This is a genomic window from Cognatishimia maritima, from assembly GCF_900129685.1.
Lineage (GTDB): Bacteria > Pseudomonadota > Alphaproteobacteria > Rhodobacterales > Rhodobacteraceae > Cognatishimia > Cognatishimia maritima.
This window is the reverse complement of the sequence record NZ_FQWM01000003.1, coordinates 132,392-151,131: the sequence shown is the minus strand read 5'-3', so window position 1 is coordinate 151,131 and position 18,740 is coordinate 132,392. Positions and strand designations below refer to the sequence as shown.

The 18,740-nt window shown below is 55.9% G+C and carries 19 protein-coding genes; 7 read left to right on the top strand and 12 right to left on the bottom strand.

Annotation, left to right across the window (positions count from 1 at the left end; all coding sequences use genetic code 11):
- The first annotated feature begins 4 nt into the window (after positions 1–4).
- From BUA39_RS09265 to BUA39_RS09235, 7 genes are read left to right on the top strand one after another with little or no spacing between them, the layout of a single operon-like run.
- Positions 5–676 carry an RraA family protein gene (locus tag BUA39_RS09265; RefSeq protein WP_072792930.1) on the top strand — a complete coding sequence of 224 codons (672 nt, stop codon included), beginning with the start codon at positions 5–7 and terminating at the stop codon, positions 674–676.
- A 36-nt stretch (positions 677–712) separates the two neighbouring features.
- Positions 713–1,642, top strand: coding sequence for a GntR family transcriptional regulator (locus BUA39_RS09260; protein ID WP_072792929.1), 930 nt, complete (start codon positions 713–715; stop codon positions 1,640–1,642).
- Positions 1,639–1,926 (top strand): UxaA family hydrolase, encoded by a 288-nt coding sequence (locus tag BUA39_RS09255; protein ID WP_072792928.1) that lies wholly within the window; start codon positions 1,639–1,641, stop codon positions 1,924–1,926. Before BUA39_RS09260 ends, BUA39_RS09255 begins: the two co-directional genes overlap by 4 nt.
- 3 nt (positions 1,927–1,929) lie before the next feature.
- Positions 1,930–3,123: a UxaA family hydrolase gene (locus tag BUA39_RS09250; protein ID WP_072792927.1), complete on the top strand. Its 1,194-nt coding sequence runs from the start codon at positions 1,930–1,932 to the stop codon at positions 3,121–3,123.
- 12 nt (positions 3,124–3,135) lie between these two features.
- Positions 3,136–4,101 carry an aldo/keto reductase gene (locus BUA39_RS09245; RefSeq protein WP_072792926.1) on the top strand — a complete coding sequence of 322 codons (966 nt, stop codon included), beginning with the start codon at positions 3,136–3,138 and terminating at the stop codon, positions 4,099–4,101.
- Positions 4,098–4,928 (top strand): amidohydrolase family protein, encoded by an 831-nt coding sequence (locus tag BUA39_RS09240; RefSeq protein WP_072792925.1) that lies wholly within the window; start codon positions 4,098–4,100, stop codon positions 4,926–4,928. Before BUA39_RS09245 ends, BUA39_RS09240 begins: the two co-directional genes overlap by 4 nt.
- Before the next feature lie 23 nt (positions 4,929–4,951).
- On the top strand, positions 4,952–5,284 hold the full coding sequence (locus BUA39_RS09235) for an L-rhamnose mutarotase (RefSeq protein ID WP_242648570.1): 333 nt from the start codon (positions 4,952–4,954) through the stop codon (positions 5,282–5,284).
- A 12-nt stretch (positions 5,285–5,296) separates the two neighbouring features.
- On the opposite strand, the gene BUA39_RS09230 is transcribed toward BUA39_RS09235, so the two are convergent.
- The 12 genes from BUA39_RS09230 to BUA39_RS09175 form a co-directional block, all read right to left on the bottom strand.
- Positions 5,297–6,037: a proteasome-type protease gene (locus tag BUA39_RS09230; protein ID WP_072792924.1), complete on the bottom strand. Its 741-nt coding sequence runs from the start codon at positions 6,035–6,037 to the stop codon at positions 5,297–5,299.
- A 36-nt stretch (positions 6,038–6,073) separates the two neighbouring features.
- A complete protein-coding gene (locus BUA39_RS09225) occupies positions 6,074–6,892 on the bottom strand; it encodes a transglutaminase family protein (protein WP_072792923.1) in 819 nt (272 codons plus the stop codon).
- The gene (locus BUA39_RS09220; protein WP_072792922.1) at positions 6,885–7,829 is read right to left on the bottom strand and encodes an alpha-E domain-containing protein; all 945 of its coding nucleotides are present in this window, start codon (positions 7,827–7,829) and stop codon (positions 6,885–6,887) included. Before BUA39_RS09220 ends, BUA39_RS09225 begins: the two co-directional genes overlap by 8 nt.
- Before the next feature lie 3 nt (positions 7,830–7,832).
- Positions 7,833–9,245 carry a circularly permuted type 2 ATP-grasp protein gene (locus BUA39_RS09215; RefSeq protein ID WP_423219937.1) on the bottom strand — a complete coding sequence of 471 codons (1,413 nt, stop codon included), beginning with the start codon at positions 9,243–9,245 and terminating at the stop codon, positions 7,833–7,835.
- A 231-nt stretch (positions 9,246–9,476) separates the two neighbouring features.
- Positions 9,477–10,235 (bottom strand): SDR family NAD(P)-dependent oxidoreductase, encoded by a 759-nt coding sequence (locus BUA39_RS09210; protein ID WP_072792920.1) that lies wholly within the window; start codon positions 10,233–10,235, stop codon positions 9,477–9,479.
- A complete protein-coding gene (locus BUA39_RS09205; protein ID WP_072792919.1) occupies positions 10,232–11,056 on the bottom strand; it encodes a carbohydrate ABC transporter permease in 825 nt (274 codons plus the stop codon). The genes BUA39_RS09210 and BUA39_RS09205 overlap by 4 nt, the downstream gene beginning before the upstream one ends.
- Positions 11,056–11,922, bottom strand: a complete 867-nt coding sequence (locus BUA39_RS09200; protein ID WP_072792918.1) for a carbohydrate ABC transporter permease — start codon at positions 11,920–11,922, stop codon at positions 11,056–11,058. Before BUA39_RS09200 ends, BUA39_RS09205 begins: the two co-directional genes overlap by 1 nt.
- 62 nt (positions 11,923–11,984) lie before the next feature.
- A complete protein-coding gene (locus BUA39_RS09195; protein ID WP_165610510.1) occupies positions 11,985–13,217 on the bottom strand; it encodes an ABC transporter substrate-binding protein in 1,233 nt (410 codons plus the stop codon).
- A 327-nt stretch (positions 13,218–13,544) separates the two neighbouring features.
- Positions 13,545–15,527, bottom strand: a complete 1,983-nt coding sequence (locus BUA39_RS09190) for a beta-galactosidase (protein ID WP_072792916.1) — start codon at positions 15,525–15,527, stop codon at positions 13,545–13,547.
- A gap of 59 nt (positions 15,528–15,586) precedes the next feature.
- The gene (locus BUA39_RS09185; RefSeq protein WP_207546211.1) at positions 15,587–16,468 is read right to left on the bottom strand and encodes a carbohydrate ABC transporter permease; all 882 of its coding nucleotides are present in this window, start codon (positions 16,466–16,468) and stop codon (positions 15,587–15,589) included.
- The gene (locus BUA39_RS09180; protein ID WP_072792915.1) at positions 16,465–17,325 is read right to left on the bottom strand and encodes a carbohydrate ABC transporter permease; all 861 of its coding nucleotides are present in this window, start codon (positions 17,323–17,325) and stop codon (positions 16,465–16,467) included. Before BUA39_RS09180 ends, BUA39_RS09185 begins: the two co-directional genes overlap by 4 nt.
- Before the next feature lie 74 nt (positions 17,326–17,399).
- Positions 17,400–18,674 (bottom strand): ABC transporter substrate-binding protein, encoded by a 1,275-nt coding sequence (locus BUA39_RS09175; protein WP_072792914.1) that lies wholly within the window; start codon positions 18,672–18,674, stop codon positions 17,400–17,402.
- Positions 18,675–18,740 lie beyond the last annotated feature (66 nt).

Below are 18,740 nucleotides of genomic sequence, written 5' to 3'. Positions count from 1 at the left end.
CGACATGACCGACGCGGAACTGTTTGAGTTGATCAAAACACAACTGTTCACCGCCGTTGTCGGCGATGTTCTGGATGCGCTCGGATACCGCAATCAGTTTCTGCCCCAACCTATCAAACCCCTGGTGCCCGGTATAAAGCTGGTCGGGCGCGCAATGACTGTTCTTGAAGCGGATTACTTAGAAGGCGACGGCAATGGCCCGCTTTCTGACCAACCCTTTGGCTTAATGTTCGCGGCTTTGGATGACTTGAAAGAGAACGAGATTTACGTCGCAACCGGTGCATCGCTGACCTATGCGCTTTGGGGCGGGCTGATGTCGACGCGTGCGCAGCACCTGAAGGCGGCAGGGGCCATTCTCGACGGCTACATCCGCGACACAGATGAAATCCGGCGGCTGGGCTTCGCAACCTTCTCGCGCGGGTCTTATGCGCAGGATCAAGGCGTGCGCGGCAAGGTTTTGGACTACCGAGTTCCAATTTCCATCGGCGGCGTCACGATCCACTCCGGCGATCTGATTTTTGCCGATGACGAAGGCGTCTTGGTGATCCCAAAAGAGGTCGAAGCGCAAGCCATCCAAGACGCGCTTGAGAAAGCCTCGACAGAAAGCGAAGTCGCCCGCGCCATCAAAGCCGGGATGTCAACGCAAGAGGCCTTTGCAACCTTCGGCGTTATGTAAGAAATTCAAAAAATAGGAGCAGCTTGAGGACCACACATGTCACGCGACAATTCGACATACAAAGACTCGTTGAACCGCAGTTTGGATTATGTGGCGACCCTCGGCACAGAGGCCGCCCTGCCGTCCGAAGTCGAATTGACGCGCCAGCTTGGGATCAGCCGCACCACCGTGCGCGCCGTGCTGTCGCATCTGGATGAGATTGGCGTCATCGCATGGTCAGGCCGCAGCAAAACAGTGCTGCGCAAACCGCGCTCCAAAGATTACTTCGCCAAAGAAGAGACGCTGTCGACGCATGAACAGGTCGAAACCAAGTTCATGGAATACATCCTCGGCGGCGATTTGAAACCGGGCACCATCCTGCACGAAAGTGACCTCGTGAAAGAGTTTGGGGCCAGCACCTCGGTCCTGCGTGAATTTCTGATCAAGTTTTCTCGCTTTGGACTGATCGAAAAAGAACCCAACCGGCATTGGGTGTTGCGCGGCTTTACAAAGAACTTCGCCATCGAACTGTTCGACGTGCGGGAAATGTTTGAACAACGCGCCTTTCAAAGGCTGCTGGCGGGCGACCCAGAGGCTCCCGCCTATCAAAAACTGATCAATCTGGAAGACGCCCACGACAATATCGTCGCGCATATTGATGACGAATACCTGAATTTCCCGCGGCTGGATGAAGCCTTTCACAGCATCCTGATCGGCGATCTGAACAACCGGTTTATCAAGGATTTCTTTGAACTGGTTTCGGTGATCTTTCACTACCACTACCGCTGGAACAAACAGGACGAACACGAACGCAACCTGGCCGCCGCCAAGCAGCATTTGGCGGTGATCCACGCGCTAAAGGCCAATCAACCGGATCAAGCCACCACACATTTCCAAGCCCACTTGAACGCCGCGCGCGACACTTTGCTGCAATCTGTTCAATGGGACAGCGCCGCCGAGGCCACAGAAGACGAAAGCACAGCATGACACATGACCCACGCCTATTGGTGCTGTCGGAAAACGACAATGTCGGCATCCTGACATCAACCGTAAAAGCAGGTGAAACCATTCAGGTCGCGGGCGAAAACGTCACCCTGCCCGATACACTTGGCCTTGGGCACAAACTTGCCTTGCGCAATATCGCGAAGGGCGAGGATATCCTGAAGTACAGCTTTCCCATCGGCTTCGCTGGCACCGATATCCCGCTTGGCACCCATGTCCACGTGCACAATCTGACTAGCCGCTACACAACCGTCGAGATCATGGAGTAACCAATGTCCGAAATGATGGCATGGCCGCGCAACGACGGCCGCAAGGGAATTCGAAACGTGGTGCTTGTCGCCTATCTGGTCGAATGCGCGCATCACGTGTGTAAACAAATCGCTCGCCCCTTTGATGAGGCCGATGTGCAAGTGATCGGGTTTTCGGGCTGTTTCCCATCTGACTACGGCCAGGACATGATGGAGGCACTGTGTACCCACCCAAACGTGGGGGCCGTTCAACTGGTATCTTTGGGGTGCGAGAACTTTAAGAAACAGCAACTTGCATTGGCCATTCGCGCCTCAGGTCGTCCCGTCAATGTGACCACTATCCAAGACACCGGCGGCACCCGTGCAGCCGTGGATCAAGGTCGTACTTGGGTTGCTGAAACAAAAGCCCAACTCGCCGACGCACCGAAAGTACCGATGGCTGTCTCAGAACTGGTGATCGGCACCATCTGCGGCGGCTCGGATGCCACAAGCGGCCTCACCGGTAACCCGGCTGCTGGTGTCGCCTTTGACATGCTGGTCGCCGAGGGCGCGACCTGTATCTTTGAGGAAACCGGAGAATTGATAGGCTGCGAGCACGTGATGGCAGCCCGCGCGGCGACAGACGATTTACGCCCACAAATCATCGCCACCGTCGACAAAGCCGCGACGTATTACGCGGCCATGGGCTATGGCTCCTTCTCCAATGGCAATGCGACAGGCGGCCTATCGACCATCGAAGAGAAATCCCTTGGGGCCTATGCAAAATCCGGGCAAAGCCAGATCAACGGTCTGCTTCGCCCTGCCGAAAGGGCAAAAACCGGCGGGCTTTACTTGCTAGATGTCGTGCCTGACGGCGCACCGAAATATGGCTACCCAAACATCAACGACAACGCCGAGATCATCGAATTGATTTCCTGCGGCGCGCATGCGGTGATCTTTGTAACGGGTCGCGGCTCGGTTGTTGGCTCTGCCATTTCGCCGGTTCTGAAAGTCTGTGCGAACCCCGAAACCTATGACCGCATGTCAGACGATATGGACGTCAACGCAGGGCGCATTTTGACAGGGGGCGCAACGCTCCAAGATGTCGGTCGCGAAATTCACGACAAGCTGATCGGTCTCGCCAGCGGTGCGCGCACCGCATCCGAGGACCTCGGCCATGTCGAATTTGTTCTAACCTACAAAACCCCAACGCCGCCGGAACCAAGCTGCCATGTCTAAGGAATCCAAACGATGCTGAACGCCGCGCACCGTCTTTCATTTGGCACATCAGGCTTAGGCGGGCTTTACAAACCGCTCGCCCCCGGCGAAGCAGAGGCGGTTTTGACCGCCGCGTGGGACAGCGGCACCCGTTACTTTGACACTGCCCCACACTATGGCAACGGGGCTGCCGAGGGGCTGCTGGGGAATTTCCTGCGGGATCGTGAGGGGTGGGTTCTGTCCACCAAAGTGGGGCGCGTCCTGACACCGGACCCTAACCCGCCTGCCGTCATCAACGGCTTTCACAGCAGTTGGCCGTTCAAACAAGAATTTGACTTCAGCTATGACGGGATCATGCGTTCTGTCGAGGACAGCTTTCAGCGGCTGGGCCTAAACCGAATTGATATCCTCTATGTGCACGACATCGGCGAACCGGCGGCGGGCACCGACACACCTGAACACCGTGCGGCTTTGCTGGACAGTGGCCAGAAAGCGCTTGAACAGTTGAAAGCCGACGGCACCGTTGCTGCCGTTGGACTGGGCGTCAATCGCGTTGAAACCTGCAATGATCTGATCGGGCAAATGCACATCGACCTGATCCTTTTGGCCGGGCGCTATACGCTACTGGACGGGTCTGCACGGGAGGGGCTGCTTAACAAGCTTGCTGCCCATGACATCCGCCTGGTGATCGGCGGCGTCTTTAATTCCGGCATTCTGGCGACCGGACCTGTTGATGGGGCGCATTTCAATTACGCCCCGGCCTCGCCCGAAATCCTAGAGCGGACAAGCGCGATCAAGGCGATCTGCGACAGCCACGATGTGCCGCTTGCGGCGGCAGCCCTGCAGTATCCAGACCGCCATCCTCTGGTAGCCTCGACCCTGATTGGCACGTCAAAAGCCGCCTCGTGGCTGCGCAATGTCGACCAGTTCAACCGCGCGATCCCCGAGGCCCTTTGGGCAGATCTTGCCAGCGCAGGCTTCATTGAACCCCAGCCATGATCATCGACGCTCATCAACATTTCTGGTCACTCCGTCGCGGCGACTACCCGTGGCCCAACGACACGGTCGCCCCAATCTTTCGCGATTTTGGGCCAGGTGATCTTGCGCCGCTGTTGGCCGAGGCAGGCGTAGATCAGACCGTTGTGGTGCAGGCAACGGATACGGTGGCAGAGACCGAATTCCTACTGAATCTCGCCCAGCAAACGCCCTTTGTTGCTGGCGTCGTGGGCTGGGTCGATCTGGCGGACCCTGATGCCGTGACAACAATAGAGCGGCTTCGCGCAAACCCTTTGCTTAAGGGACTGCGTCCCATGCTGCAGAACATCGCAGATACCCAGTGGATCCTTGATCCGGCGCTGACCCCTGCCCTGGCCCATATGGCGGAAACCGGCCTTCGGTTTGACGCCTTGATTCAGCCCCGCCACCTGCCCGCGATCTTGCAGCTCGCGGAACGTCACCCGGACTTACAAATCGTCATTGACCACGTGGCCAAACCGGCAATGGGCAAAGGACAAGTGCCCGACACAGATTGGATGGCTGGGTTTGCGGCTCTCGCGCAATGCGACACCGTATGGTGTAAATTGTCAGGCATGGTCACCGAAGTTGGTCCGGGCTGGACACGCGCTGACATCACACCATTTGCGGAACACGTGCTGGACAGTTTCGGACCACGGAAAACAATTTTTGGCAGTGATTGGCCGGTGGTTAACCTCGCCAGCGATTACAAATCCTGGATCGAAACGGTGCGCCGCCTGATCAAAGATTTCAGCGAGGACGACCAACAACGGATCATGGGTTCAAACGCCCGGCAATTCTATCAACTCTGACACACAGTCTCCCGGAGGACTTCATGGTGCAACGCATGGGCATGGTGATCGGCATCAACGCCGACGACATCCAAGAGTACAAACGGCTGCATGCAGACGTGTGGCCCACTGTCCTGAAACGACTGAAGCAGTCCAATATTTCGAACTATTCGATCTTTCTGCGTGAGCCGGAAAACCTGATGTTCAGCTATTGGGAATATACCGGATCAGATTTTGAGGCCGACATGGCCGAGGTCGCCAAGGACCCGACAACGCAGGACTGGTGGAAGGTCTGCGGTCCCATGCAGCGCCCTCTGGACAGCCGTTCAGAAAACGAATGGTGGGCCAGCATGGAGCATGTATTCTATCTGGAATAGAAACCGTTCTGGCTATTTCTGCGGAAACTCAAACTCTGGCAGTTGGCGGAAGGCTACACGCAAGGCATCGCTCCAACCTTCTGAAATCTCTCGGAAATAGCGGTCATCATAGTTGACGCGAAAGGTTCGTCCTGTTGAAAGGCTGTCCTTGTCATAGACTTTGACGTCAATCGGAACGTCTACCGAAAGGTTGGCTTTTATCGTACTGTCAAAAGACACCAAAAGCAGTTTGATCGCCTGTTCAAAGCTCATGTCCGGCTCATAAAGCCGCACAAGGATCGGGCGCCCGTATTTGGTTTCGCCAATCTGGAAAAACGGCGTGTCGTAACTGGCTTCGATGAAGTTGCCTTCTGGGTAAATCAGAAACAGACGTGGCTCTCCATCACCGATCTGTCCGCCCACAATCATCGTCGCGTGAAAAGAACTGTCCGCCTCTTGCCCGGCTTTGGCATGGTTTGCGATGACCTCTCGCAGGGTATCGCCGATCAGCTGCGCGACCTGGAACATGGTATCAGCTCGCAGGATCGAGGGATCACGTTCGGAGGCGGATTTGGAGCGTTCTTCCAATAGGCTGACAACCGTTTGCGTCGTCGCAAGGTTGCCTGCGGTCATCAAAGTGATCGACCGTTCGCCGGGTTCCTCCCAAAAGAACATCTTACGAAAGGTCGAAATATTGTCGACGCCAGCATTGGTGCGGGTGTCCGACATGAACACCAGCCCCTTATTCAGCATCATTCCCACGCAATATGTCATGCGCACCTCAAAAGTCGTTTGTGCGCATTAATCAAGTCATTGCTGAACTTGCAAGCGCACCTGTAATTTTTCTTCGCCCGCACCCTGACGAATGCCCAGAATGGGCGCCGCATCGCGATAATCTCGCCCCGTTGCAATGCGCACATTGTGATGGTCAGGTGAGATCCCATTGCTGACGTCAAAGCCAACCCACCCCAATTCGGGGACATGCACTTCGCACCAAGCATGAGTGGCCTCTTGTTCAATGCGATCCGTCATCAGCAAATAGCCCGATACATAGCGCGCCGGGAAGCCCAGCTCGCGCGCAATCGAAATCATAATATGGGCGTGATCCTGACAGACCCCTTCCCCCGACGCCAAGGCATCTTCTGCCGATGTCGTAGTGTTCGTGACACCAAGGACATAAGCGACCCGCTTGCGAATTTCAGCCGACAACGCATGCAAAAGCGCAATATTATCTACATCTTTTTGGTATTCTTTCATCGTCTTGGCGAGGTCACGCAACTCTGGTCCAAGCATTGTGTTCTCGGTTTGCGCCTCAAACAACCAAAGCGGCGCATAGCCACGATGCGGCCCAACGACTCCGGCAGTGTCCTCGACCTCAACAAGACCTTCGCTGACAATCTTGATCTGGGTTGCGCCATGATCGACCTTGAACAGCTCTGTTGCGTTTAGAAAATGGTCCAGAAAAGCGACCTGTGCGGTCGCCCCTTCCAGCGTCAAAGACCAATCTTTGACAGCCTGACCTTTGCCATCCCGCGGTTTCAGACGCAGTTGCTGCAAGGCATAATGCACCGGAACGTCATAGTCGTAGGTGGTGACATGCCGAATTTTCAGCTGGGTCGTCTTAGCCATAGAATCGGAAGTCCTTTTCGATCTGTCCGGCGAGTTTCGCAGTATCTGAGATGAAAGAGGACAAGAATTCGTGCAGTCCTTCATCAAAGACCGACTCAATCGACCGTTTCTCGACCTTTCGGCAGAGTGTCTCTGCCATAGCATGGCAGTCATGGCGGACGCCATAGTCCTCTTCCAGGTCGCGCAGATAGGTTCCGATCCTTTTAGTACCAAAGGCCAAAGATCGCGGCATCCTTGCATCCAAAAGCACAAAGTTCGCAATGCTCGCGGCAGAGGTCTCTGCACCGTGCAGCCAACTGTAGGACCGTTCGGCAGAAACACTGCGCAGGATGATTTCCCACTGCGTGTTGTCGATCGACGTCCCAACGTAAGCCGCCGAGGGGAGCAGAACGTAGTATTTCACATCCAGAATCCGCGCCGTGTTGTCCACACGCTCGATCATTGTGCCAAGGCGGGAGAAGGCAAAAATATCATTGCGCAGCATCGTTCCGTGCAGCGCGCCGCGCACGACAGATGTGCGAAAGCGGATTTGTGTCAGAATGTCATGCATCGACCGCTCAGTGACCGGTCGCGCAAGCGTGTCCTTCATTTCCATCCAACACTCGTTGACCGCTTCCCAGACTTCCGAGCTAAGAGAAGTTCGGACTGTCCGCGCATTGTTCCGCGCGGTTGTAATTGCAGACATCACCGATGACGGGTTTTCTCTGTCCCGCAGCATGAAATTGATGACGTTCTGCGCCGTGACTTCGTCAAACTTTTCCTGGTAGGCAACGTTCATACCAGCCGTGGTCAGGATGGATTCCCATTCATTCGATCCATCGCTGCCGCGTGTCAAAGCGATGTGCCACCCGGCCTCCAAAAGACGGGCGATGTTTTCGGCGCGTTCGATATAGCGGAACATCCAGAACAATCCGCCCGCAGTTTTTCCAAGCATCATGTCTTAGTCCCCCAGTACCCAAGTGTCTTTCGTGCCGCCCCCCTGTGATGAGTTCACCACAAGCGATCCCTTCTTCAGCGCGACGCGGGTCAAGCCGCCCGGCGTGATGTCGACCCGCTTAGGCGAGACCAATACGAAAGGCCGCAAATCCACATGTCGCGGGGCGAGGCCTGCTTTTGTCAGGATCGGCACGGTCGACAGCGACAGCGTTGGCTGAGCAATGTAGTTGCTGGGCTTTGCGCGCAGTTTCTTCTCGAAGGCCGCGATCTCTTTCTTGGACGCGGCCGGACCAACCAGCATGCCGTAACCGCCTGACCCATGCACTTCTTTCACAACAAGCTCCGGAAGGTGTTCCAGCACGTATTTCAGGCTATCCGCTTCGGAACAACGCCATGTTGGCACGTTCTTTAAGATGGCTTTCTCGCCGGTGTAGAATTCGACGATGTCGGGCATGTAGGAATAGAGCGCCTTATCGTCGGCAATCCCGGTGCCCGGCGCGTTGGCGATGGTGATATTGCCCGCGCGGTAGACGTCCATAATACCCGCCACACCGAGCATGCTTTCAGGATTGAAAACCAGCGGATCAAGAAAGGCGTCATCGACCCTGCGATAAAGGACGTCAATTGGCGTGAAACCCTGCGTCGTGCGCATAACGACACGCCCATCTTCCACAGAGAGATCACCAGATTCCACCAGTTCCGCGCCCATCTGATCGGCAAGGAAAGAGTGTTCAAAGTAAGCCGAGTTGTGAATCCCCGGTGTCAGCACCGCCACAACGGGTTTTGGGTTCGGTGAATTCTGTGGTGCACTTTCCGCCAGCGCGCGGTGCAGCAACGTCGGATAGGCCGAGACCGGACGCACGTTCAACTTGGTGAACAGTTCTGGGAACATCTGCAACATCGTCTCGCGGTTTTCCAGCATATAGCTGACACCGGATGGGGTGCGCGCGTTGTCCTCTAGCACATAAAATTCATCTGGTCCGGTCCGCACCAGATCGGTGCCCACAATGTGGGTGTAAACCCCGCCCGGAGGGTTAACGCCCACCATTTCGGGCAGGAAGGCTTCATTGCCGGCGATGATCTCTTTGGGAATCCGACCGGCGCGGATGATTTCTTGGCGGTGATAGATGTCATGTAGGAAGGCGTTGATCGCGCGCACGCGCTGTTCAATGCCTTTCTCAAGTTTTCGCCATTCGTTGGCCGCAATGATCCTTGGGACAATGTCGAAGGGGATCAAACGTTCGTCCGCCTCCGCCTGTCCGTAGACATTGAATGTGATCCCGATGCGCCTGAAGAAACTTTCTGCTTCTGTGGATTTTTTGCGCAGAAGCTTTAAGTCCTCTTGGCTGAACCAATCGAAATAATCTGCATAGGGCTGGCGGGGCTGATCAGCGGCCGCTAGCATCTCATCAAACATCGCTTTTTCCGTATTCATGGATCAAGCGTGGCATTTTTTTCGGGGAGTGCAAGCAAGTAACCCGCTTCAATTCACGAAATGATCAAAAATATCTGCTTGCAAATTTGAAATTTTTGAAAACATGCCTAAAATTTAGGCGGCCGTCTTTTCGGACGTTTTGGCAGTTTGAGACCTCCCGCACCGCTCGGCGCAGGCATGGTGAATCAGCAGGTGCAATCCCTGCACACGAAGCTAAACGCCGACGTTGCAGACGCGGGCCAAGGTGCCTTTGTCAGCCACAATTTCGGTGCCGGTCAGTGCGGCAGAGGCATCAGACAGCAAAAACACCGCGGCCTGCGCAACCTCGGCCACTTCCGGCACCGCGCCGTCGGTGTGCCATGACTGAAACAGTTTGGCGGTGTCAGGATCTTCGGCCACACGTGCGACATGCTCTGTCATCGTCAGTCCGGGCGACAGCGTGTTCACACGGATGCGGTGTGGCCCAAGGCTCCAAGCCATAGAGGCTCCCATGGCGCGGATCGCGCCTTTGGTGCCTGCGTAGCCTTCATATGATAGGTCAGAGGCCGTTGCATGCACGGAGGCGACATTCACGAGGCTTCCGGGGCGTCCGTCGTCGACCATAATGCGCGCTGCGGTCTGACATCCAACCAGAACCGAGCGCTGATTTGTCAACCATAGCTGATCCCACATCTCAATCTCGGCGTCCAGAAACGGCGCGGTCAGGGTCAGGCCCGCGTTGTTGACCATGCCATCCAACCGCCCGGTTTCGGCCCGTGCCTGTTTGATGGCACCGGCAAAAGCCTCTGCGTCCCGCACATCCGTAATGAACGGCAGCCCGCCCGCCTCGCGGATCGTCGCTTCTGCTTTATCGGAGTAGTCAATTCCCACTGCCACGGCCCCTTCGGCCAGCACAGCCTTAAGTACGCCAAGTCCAATGCCCGACCCCGCGCCGGTGACGATAATCGTGCGCCCCTGAAGTGTAGTGGTCATTTGACAGCTCCTGCAGTGACGCCAGATACAATCCGGCGTTGGAAGACAACAAACAGTGCCAATAGTGGCAGCGAGCCCAGAACCGCTGCCGGGAACAGCATGTCCGGCTGGATGTTTTGGTTGCCAACAAATCGGTAAACAGAAATCGTGACGGTAAACTTGTCCTTATCCGTCAGCAACAGCAGCGGATAGGTGAAGTCGTTCCAAACCATCAGCATGACAAACAGCGAAAGCGTGGCGGTTGCTGGCCCCAGCAGTGGGCGCACAACATACCAGAAGATCTGCCAGTCGGTGCAGTTGTCCAGTTTTGCCGCTTCCATCAGGTCTTTGGGGATCGCGCCAATGAACCCGACATAGAAAAACACCGCAAGCGGCAGGTTCAGGGCGGTAAACGCAAGGATGATGCCCAGATAGCTATCAAGCAGCCCAAGGTCGCGGAAAATCACATAGATCGGCGTGATGGTCACAAAGTTCGGCGTCGCCAGACCCAAGGCGACCAGCAGAATGATCCCCCGCGCAAAGCGGCTTGTGTTCCGCGCCAGCGGAAAGGCGGCCATAGACCCCAAAAGCGCGGTCAGGATCGTTACAGAGATGGTGATCCCGATCGAATTGATCACAGCCCGGATATAGTTCATGCCCCCAAAGGCACGCGCATAGTTCTCCCATGCGAGGCTTTCGGGCAATGCCAACGGCGCTTGCGCGATTTCTGTCGCGGTGCGGAAGGACATGGTGATCATGTAAAGCAGCGGCAGCAGCATCACGATGACAAGCGCCACCACCAAGGTATTCGCGATGTAGGTTCTCACCTGCGCAACATGCATCAGACATCCTCCCGTCTGCGGAGATACCAGTTCTGGAAAACAGCCACGGCAATCACAATCACCAACATCACAATCGACAGTGCCGAGGCAAAACCGAATTTGTAGCGGCCAAACAATTGTTCGATGATCTCAAGGCTCAGCGTCCGCGTTGCCCCATCGGGACCACCGCGCGTCATAATAAACGGCAGCTCAAATGTTTTCAGCGTGCCGATGGTCGAGAGCATGATATTGATCGTAAAGGATGGCGCCAAAAGCGGCACCTCTAGCCAGCGGAAACGCTGCCAAGACGAGGCGCCGTCCAAACGGCCGGCCTCATCAATATCCGACGGTATATTGGCATATCCAGCCAAGAAAATCGCCGTTGTGTAGCCAGTGAACATCCAGATATGCGCAATCGCAATCGCATAAAGCGCCGTGTCCGGGTCGCCGAGCCAGCCTTTGGCCAACCAGTCCAGGCCCGCTCCGCGCAAAAGCGCGTTCAGACCACCAGAAAACGGCGAATAGATGAACTGCCAGACATAGCCAACCACAACAAACGACATCATCGCGGGGGTGAACAATGCAGCCCTTGCGAAATTGCGAACCGCGGGCAGCCGATGCAGTAGCGCGGCAAAAAACAAACCTGCAAGCGTCTGGAAAAGCACGACAATAACCGTGAACTTCGCGGTGACCCAAAGGGCATCGGGATAACGGCTGCGGCTGATGATCCGGTCATAGTTCTTCAAGCCAACAGGCTCTGCCTCCCCCACACCAGAGAAGTCCGTAAAACTCATCTGAAAGGTCAGAAGGATCGGATAGACAAAGAACACGCCCAATACGATCAAAGCGGGCAGTGTGAACAAGAACATGGATTTTCGCGATGTCATGCCGCTGCTCCGTCAGGTCATGGTGGGCCGGAACACAGCATGCTCCGACCCGATTTCAGGTATTATTGCGCGTCCTCGACAGCCCAATCCCAGCGTTCCAGAACCTCTTCATTGGATTTAGAGGTATCCAGCAAGAAGCCTGTCAGACTATCCCAGATTTCGCCTTCCAGCGGCTTTGGCCACTGCAGCAAAGCAAATGGGTAGTTGATGATGCCGCCGTTTGCACGCGCAGCGTCGTAAGGCGCGGCAAGATCAGGTGTGCCGCTTGCGCCGTCATCAAACGGAGAGTAAGCGGATTCTGCATCCAGCATCACTTGCAAGTTCTCTGGCTTGGCGAACCAATCGACAAATGTTTTTGCCGCCTCTTGTTGGTCGCTGCGGGCCGCGATGGACCAACCGATACCAAAGAGATCAAGTGCGACACCAGAGTCCTGCGCGGATGGGATTGGCGCAAAGACGTAATCCAGACCTTCAACTTGGCTGAATGCACCAATGTTCCACGCACCCTGTGGCATCATCGCGAAGTTGCCACCGGAGAATTCGTTCAAAGCGGTGCTCCAAGGATCAAGACCTGCTTGCTGGTCTGGATCGAAACACTTCGCTTCTTGCAATTCACGGATCAGGTCGATGCCAGCGTTGAAAGATGCGTTCTCGGCAAATGTCTGTTCGCCGGAACCCAAAACCTCAGGAGCAACGTCAGAGCCTTCGATGCCATTCGCAATCAGGAACAAAGGTGCAGAGAAGCCGCCGGTGAAGATCAACGGATTGATGCCCGCGTCCGCCAAAGCGCCACAGGTCGCCTTCAGCTCTTCGATGGTGGTAGGCGCTTCGGTGATGCCAACTTGGTTCAATAGACCCATGTTGACGAAGTTGCCCATGCCGATGACTTCCAGCGGCATGATGTAGTTCGCATCGCCAGAGGACAGCGCAGCGTTCAGTTCGGCGGGAATGCGGCTTGACCACTCATTATCCTGACCAAGGTCTTTCAATAGACCCGCATCGCCCCAGATTTTCACCAGCGGCATGTCGGTCATCATAACGTCAGGCGCGTCGCCGCCTTGCAAACGCGGCGGGATGACGGTGTCGGTGTCCAGACGTCCGATATAGCTGAGTTCAACATCAATTTCGGGGTGTTCGGATTCGAACTTTTCAATCAGCTCAGGCAGGCCTGCAGGTTCAGCTTCGTTGCCTTTCCAAGCCGTCACATCCAATGTGACTTGTTGCGCAAGGGCCGGACCGGCAAGCAGTGAAAGCAGAGCAACACCGCTAAGCAGCGTCTTCGTCGTTCTTTTCATCAGATAGTCCTCCAAGTTGTCCAAAAAATCCCCAGTGTTTCCGCCTTCGAACGGAGTCCGTCGCCATTTAAGATCAACGGAATCACCCTCCCCAGAGTCATCCATCATAGGAATTTGAGTATTTAATATCATAAAATGACAGTGATTGTACTATCTTTTTTATGAGATCAGCGCATTTTGTCGCACAACCTGACCCGCATCGTGGTTTTCCGGCGATTTTGCGCGCATTTCCCTTGGGTCAAGGCCGCTCAACACGCGCAAAAAAGTTAAGGGCGCGATTCCCGGTGGAATCACGCCCCTGCGCTTGCGACTTCGGAAAATCGATCCTTAAGACATCCGTCTTACGATGACATCTGCGGGCTGGATCGTCAGTTGCTCACCCTTGCCAAACAGATGGCCGACCTCTACCTCGGACGGCCCGTAGTTAAAGACAACGCGCAAATCGCCGTTGTCACGCATCCGAATATCCTGCGGCAGGTCGACCCATTCAATCCCTGCCGCGTCCATTTCCGCGCGCAGAAGGTCATCCAAACTCGCGGCGTCCAAACGACCGGCGACATAGGTCACCTTGCCGCTGCGCAGGATGGCAGGCGTCCCGTCTTCGGTTGATTTAAGAACCTCGACACCGTCCCCAACCATGATGAACTCGCGCCACCCTTCGAACGCTCCGCCGTCTTTCAGTGGGATCGGCGAGAAGGGGCGACGTGTTTCGATCCGGCGCACCGCGATGTCGATCAGGCTTTGCAAATGACCCGGCGCAAGCGTGTCGGGGATCGCAAAGTTTTTGGTCTTGGCCCCGGTCCACGGCCCGGCGACCACACGGCAATCAGCATCGGCCAGTGCCGCGGCGAACTCTTCGGTGACGCACATCAGCATTGGGATTAACACCAGCTTTCGCCCGGACAAGGCCTCAGCCGTTGGCGGGATGATATCGACATTCACGCCAGCCCGCCGCAACGCGCGGTAATAACGCATCACCGTATCAAAATGCGAGACATCCGCCCCATGGGACTGATAGCCCAAAATCCACTGGCTTTCATAATCAAAGACCAAGGCCACCGCGGACCGATCTTGCACCGGCGCAGGCTGCAGTTCTGCCAGTTCCGCCGTCACCTCTTTGCACAGTTCGTAACCAAAATTCGGCTGCCCATTCGGCAACAGCAAACCCTCATGCATTTGTTCCTGCCCAAAATGCGGCTGCCGCCAGCGGAAGAAACTCACAACCTCGGCCCCGGCGGTGAAAGCTTCCCAGATCCAAAGACGCCCTGCGCCTTTGGCCGGGTTGTGGTTGAACGTGCCCCAATTGAGTGGCCCATAGGGCTGCTGCTCCATCACCCACCAGCGGCCATTTTCCGTGCCATTCCGCACCTGCCCACAGGTGCGATACAGATCGTGGTGAAACGGATCAAAATCCGGATCGCCCACACCCATATGGCGTTTCAGCAGGTCCTCATCCCCAATCTCACGCTCCAAGAAGCCAAGCGGATAGGCATCCCAACTGGAAATATCGAGATCCGCGCTGACATCATAATGGTCAAAGTCAAAGAATTTGCCCATGAAGTTATGTGCCACAGCACGCCCCGGAGACAGCTGCCGCAGGATGTCGCTTTGCACCTTGTTGAAAGCGACCACCTGATCGGAACTGTAGCGGTGAAAATCCAGCCGATGGATCGGGTTGGTCTCTGTGACAGCGCCAACGGGCAGTTCAATCTCGTCAAAACTGCGATAGACCATCGACCAAAAGACCGTGCCCCAGGCTTTGTTCAGCGCATCGATCGATTGATACTTCTGCGCCAACCAATCACGAAACCCGCTTTTGGCAGAATCTGAATAGCTCATCACCGTATTGTGGCAGCCATATTCATTGTCTGTCTGCCAAGCGACCACAGCGGGATGTTTGCCAAAACGACTGGCCATCTCGCGGGTGATCCGGGCGCAGGCATCGCGATAGCCAAGGTGGCTGAAACAATAATGCCGCCGCGACCCAAACCCACGCACCCGGCCATCTTTGCCAACAGGCAGCAAGTCAGGCATCTGGTCCACCAACCATTTCGGCGGTGTCGCGGTGGGCGTGCCCAGCACAACCTTTAACCCTTCGGCCGCCAATACCTCTATCGCGCGGCCCAGCCAGTCAAAGTCATACTGCCCCGGCTCCGGCTCCATCAGGGACCAGGCAAATTCCCCGATCCGAACAAACTCTATCCCTGCCTCGCGCATCATCTGCGCGTCCAGCGGCCAGCGCTCTTCTGGCCAATGCTCGGGATAGTAACAGACACCGAAGGTCTGGGTTTTCAGCGGTGCAAGTGACATAGTCTCTCCCTTCGCGCAAAACGCGTTCTTTTCTTTTTTGTTTCAATTTTGATCGGGGATTACTTCACGGCGCCCGCCGTGATCCCCGCCATAAAGTGGCGTTGCAGGAAAATGAACACAGCCAACATCGGTGCAGTCAGCAGGCTTGCACCCATCATGATCGAGCCCCAGCTGATGTCGGTATTCCCGATCAGCGACCCCAGCGCGACGGGCGCTGTCATCATGCTGCGTTCATTGGTGATCAGAAGTGGCCAGAGGTAGTTGTTCCAGCTGTGCAGGAACAGGATGATCGACAGGGCCGCAATCATTGGGCGCGCCAGTGGCAGAGCCACGTAGAGGAATATCTGCCATTCCTTCACCCCCTCAACCTGTGCCGCCTCAAACAGCTCTTTGGGGAGCATCGAAAATGCCTGCCGCATGAACAGCACCCCAAGCGAGTTGAAAAGCGGCGGCAGGATCAGCGCGACCCAAGTGTTGGCCATGCCAAAGTCACGCGCAATCATAATGAACTGTGGGATCACCACCACGAAGAACGGCAGGGTCATCGTCCCTAGGATCAGGGCCGTCACCACCGTCTTGCCATAGAATTGGTAGCGCACAAGCGCCCAGCCCGCCATGGCCGTCAAGGTCACCGACAAAATGGTGTAAACAATGCCGACCACCACAGAATTGAACAGGGTGCGCAGAAACGCTGTGTCGGCCTGTAGATTGACAAGATTGCTCCAGGCTTCTTTGCCCGGCAGCAAGAGGATTTTTGGACTAAAAAGAGCGGAGTCCCCCATGCTTGCAAAGATGAACATCATATAGACCGGCATCAGCCAAAGGATCGCGACAGGCACCAGCACCGCATGAATCAGCAGGCTATTGAAACGATCCGTTTGCTGCCGCGTGCGCACACGCTTGGCGTTCTGGCTTGTCATTTGTGTGGATACAGTGCTCATTCGCGCTCCCTCCCGACCCAAAGGTTCAGGGCAGATATCGCCACCGCCAGCGCGGCAATGGTATAGGCAATCGCCGAGGCGTAGCCGAAATTGAGGTTCAAGAAGCCCTGCCGATAGAGGAACAGCCCCAAGGTTTCCGTCGCACCCCCCGGTCCGCCCTGATTGGTGATCAGGAAAGGTTCAGCAAAAAGCTGCATAGAGCCAATCACCGACAGAACAATGCAGAACAGGATTACGGGCCGCAGCAAGGGCAGCGTGATATAAAGGAACTGCTGACGCGGAGAGACATTGTCGAGTTTCGCAGCCTCATAGACATCCTCGGGGATCGATTGCAGCCCAGAAAGAATGATGATCGCGTTATAGCCCATCCACCGCCATGTGACCGCGATGATAATGACAGCCATCGCCGCATCTGGGTGACCAAACCAATTGGGGCCTTCGATCCCCATCTGGCCAAGTGTTTTGTTCACGATCCCGAATTCTGCGTTGAACATCAGTCGAAAAACCGCTGCATAGGCCGCTTCGCCGATCACCACAGGCGCGAAAAACGCGAACCGCATCAAACCGCGCGCCTTCAAGAGCCGCGAATTCAGCAGCACCGCCAAGATCGTTGCCAAGGCAATCATCACGGGCACTTGGATCAGCAAGATTTTCAGCGTGTTCCAAAGGGCGTTGAAAAAGGCAGGGTCCTGATAAATCCGTCCCCAGGTCATACCGGGGTTCCAGCTCCAGGGCAGACGCCGTGTCGACAGGAACGACAGGTAGAAGGAATAAAGGATCGGCCAGAACCAGAAGACAGCAAAGATCGCCAGATAGGGCGTCAGAAATCCATAGGCTGTCAGGTTACGTTTACGCATGGTGCTCTCGAGTCAGTCGTTAAGTTGAGTGCGCGGGGCTTGGAAGGTTGCCCCGCGCACTCACTCAGTTTGCATTATTCGGCTATGGGCAGCCCAGTGTTGAAGCTGATCTGACGCGCAGCGTCATCCAGCGCTTCCTGAGCCGTGGAAAACTCGCCGTTGATATATGCAATCTGAGTGGCCTGCATGACTTGGTCAGCGTCACCGAAGAACGGCGTGCCCACCGCGGGGACAATGTCGTCAAGCGTGGCCAAAACATCGAGCCAGACTGTCTGACCACCCCAGAAGTCACGTGGCTCTGCCACATAAGGGTCGTCCAGCGCGCTGAGCAGCGATGGCACCAGACCATATTCACGCAGCATGGTGATCTGGCCTTCATTGGTGCCAAGCGTGTAGTCGATATACTTATACGCCGCTTCTTTGTTGTCGCTGGTGTTGCTGATCGCCAAGAGAGACCCGCCAACGTTTGCTGCACGTGGGCCGCCTTCTGCAACTGTAGGCATCAGATACATGCCCCATTTGCCAGCGTGATCTTCAGGCACGTTTGTGCGCAAAGAACCTTCGAACCATGCCCCGTTCATCTGGGTCGCAACTGCGCCAGCCGCAGAGTTCTGCAAACGCTCGCCAAAGTCACCTGCGGTCAGCAAGCCTTCGTCGACAACGGTTTTCAGCACGTCCAGTGCCGCCACACAGCCGGGCTGATTGATGGAGATGCTTTCGCCATCCAGCGTGAAGTAGCCGCAGCCCTGCTCGTTCGCGATCATACGGAACCATTCCGCGCCACCGTTCAGGTTGTCATTCGTCATAACAACACCGTCGTTGGCTGCCTGAACTTTTTTGCCTGCTTCGATGAAGTCATCCCAGGTCACGATAGAGGCTGCATCAACACCCGCGTTTTCATAGAAATCGCGGCGGTAGAACATCATCACCGGACCCGTGTCCCAAGGCATCCCGTGGATTTTGTCGCCGGTGTCCAGAGCGGTCATTTTGAACTCTGGGAACTTTGCGGCGTCGTCATCGCCAAAACCAAGCTCCGCAAGGTCTGCGGCGCAATCAGGGAACTGCGCGGTGATCAGTTCCATTTCGACGTTCTGGAATTGGAACACATCCGGCAGACCAGTACCGCCGGCAGCACAGGCCGCCAACACGCGGCTTTTGACCTGCGAATATCCCATCTGTTCGACATTCACAGTGATATCTGGGTTCAGAGCATTAAAGCCCTCGACAGTGGCCATCAGGCTGCTTGCGGCAACCCCCCAGCCCCAAACAGTGATCTCTGACTTTTCAGCCATAGCCATTCCGGCGGTCAATGCCAGAACGGCGGTTGCAGTGATCATGCGATTATGCATGCTGGTAATCCTCCCTATTGCGCTTGTGTTTATGGTACGCTCACAAATCAAAGGTACATGCGGAAG

Excerpts from the sequence above, each read along its gene's own strand:
- BUA39_RS09265 (WP_072792930.1), top strand. The coding sequence starts at position 5 with ATGACCGACGCGGAACTGTTTGAGTTGATCAAAACACAACTGTTCACC.
- BUA39_RS09260 (WP_072792929.1), top strand. The coding sequence starts at position 713 with ATGTCACGCGACAATTCGACATACAAAGACTCGTTGAACCGCAGTTTG.
- BUA39_RS09255 (WP_072792928.1), top strand. The coding sequence starts at position 1,639 with ATGACACATGACCCACGCCTATTGGTGCTGTCGGAAAACGACAATGTC.
- BUA39_RS09250 (WP_072792927.1), top strand. The coding sequence starts at position 1,930 with ATGTCCGAAATGATGGCATGGCCGCGCAACGACGGCCGCAAGGGAATT.
- BUA39_RS09245 (WP_072792926.1), top strand. The coding sequence starts at position 3,136 with ATGCTGAACGCCGCGCACCGTCTTTCATTTGGCACATCAGGCTTAGGC.
- BUA39_RS09240 (WP_072792925.1), top strand. The coding sequence starts at position 4,098 with ATGATCATCGACGCTCATCAACATTTCTGGTCACTCCGTCGCGGCGAC.
- BUA39_RS09235 (WP_242648570.1), top strand. The coding sequence starts at position 4,952 with ATGGTGCAACGCATGGGCATGGTGATCGGCATCAACGCCGACGACATC.
- BUA39_RS09230 (WP_072792924.1), bottom strand. The coding sequence starts at position 6,037 with ATGACATATTGCGTGGGAATGATGCTGAATAAGGGGCTGGTGTTCATG.
- BUA39_RS09225 (WP_072792923.1), bottom strand. The coding sequence starts at position 6,892 with ATGGCTAAGACGACCCAGCTGAAAATTCGGCATGTCACCACCTACGAC.
- BUA39_RS09220 (WP_072792922.1), bottom strand. The coding sequence starts at position 7,829 with ATGATGCTTGGAAAAACTGCGGGCGGATTGTTCTGGATGTTCCGCTAT.
- BUA39_RS09215 (WP_423219937.1), bottom strand. The coding sequence starts at position 9,245 with ATGTTTGATGAGATGCTAGCGGCCGCTGATCAGCCCCGCCAGCCCTAT.
- BUA39_RS09210 (WP_072792920.1), bottom strand. The coding sequence starts at position 10,235 with ATGACCACTACACTTCAGGGGCGCACGATTATCGTCACCGGCGCGGGG.
- BUA39_RS09205 (WP_072792919.1), bottom strand. The coding sequence starts at position 11,056 with ATGCATGTTGCGCAGGTGAGAACCTACATCGCGAATACCTTGGTGGTG.
- BUA39_RS09200 (WP_072792918.1), bottom strand. The coding sequence starts at position 11,922 with ATGACATCGCGAAAATCCATGTTCTTGTTCACACTGCCCGCTTTGATC.
- BUA39_RS09195 (WP_165610510.1), bottom strand. The coding sequence starts at position 13,217 with ATGAAAAGAACGACGAAGACGCTGCTTAGCGGTGTTGCTCTGCTTTCA.
- BUA39_RS09190 (WP_072792916.1), bottom strand. The coding sequence starts at position 15,527 with ATGTCACTTGCACCGCTGAAAACCCAGACCTTCGGTGTCTGTTACTAT.
- BUA39_RS09185 (WP_207546211.1), bottom strand. The coding sequence starts at position 16,468 with ATGAGCACTGTATCCACACAAATGACAAGCCAGAACGCCAAGCGTGTG.
- BUA39_RS09180 (WP_072792915.1), bottom strand. The coding sequence starts at position 17,325 with ATGCGTAAACGTAACCTGACAGCCTATGGATTTCTGACGCCCTATCTG.
- BUA39_RS09175 (WP_072792914.1), bottom strand. The coding sequence starts at position 18,674 with ATGCATAATCGCATGATCACTGCAACCGCCGTTCTGGCATTGACCGCC.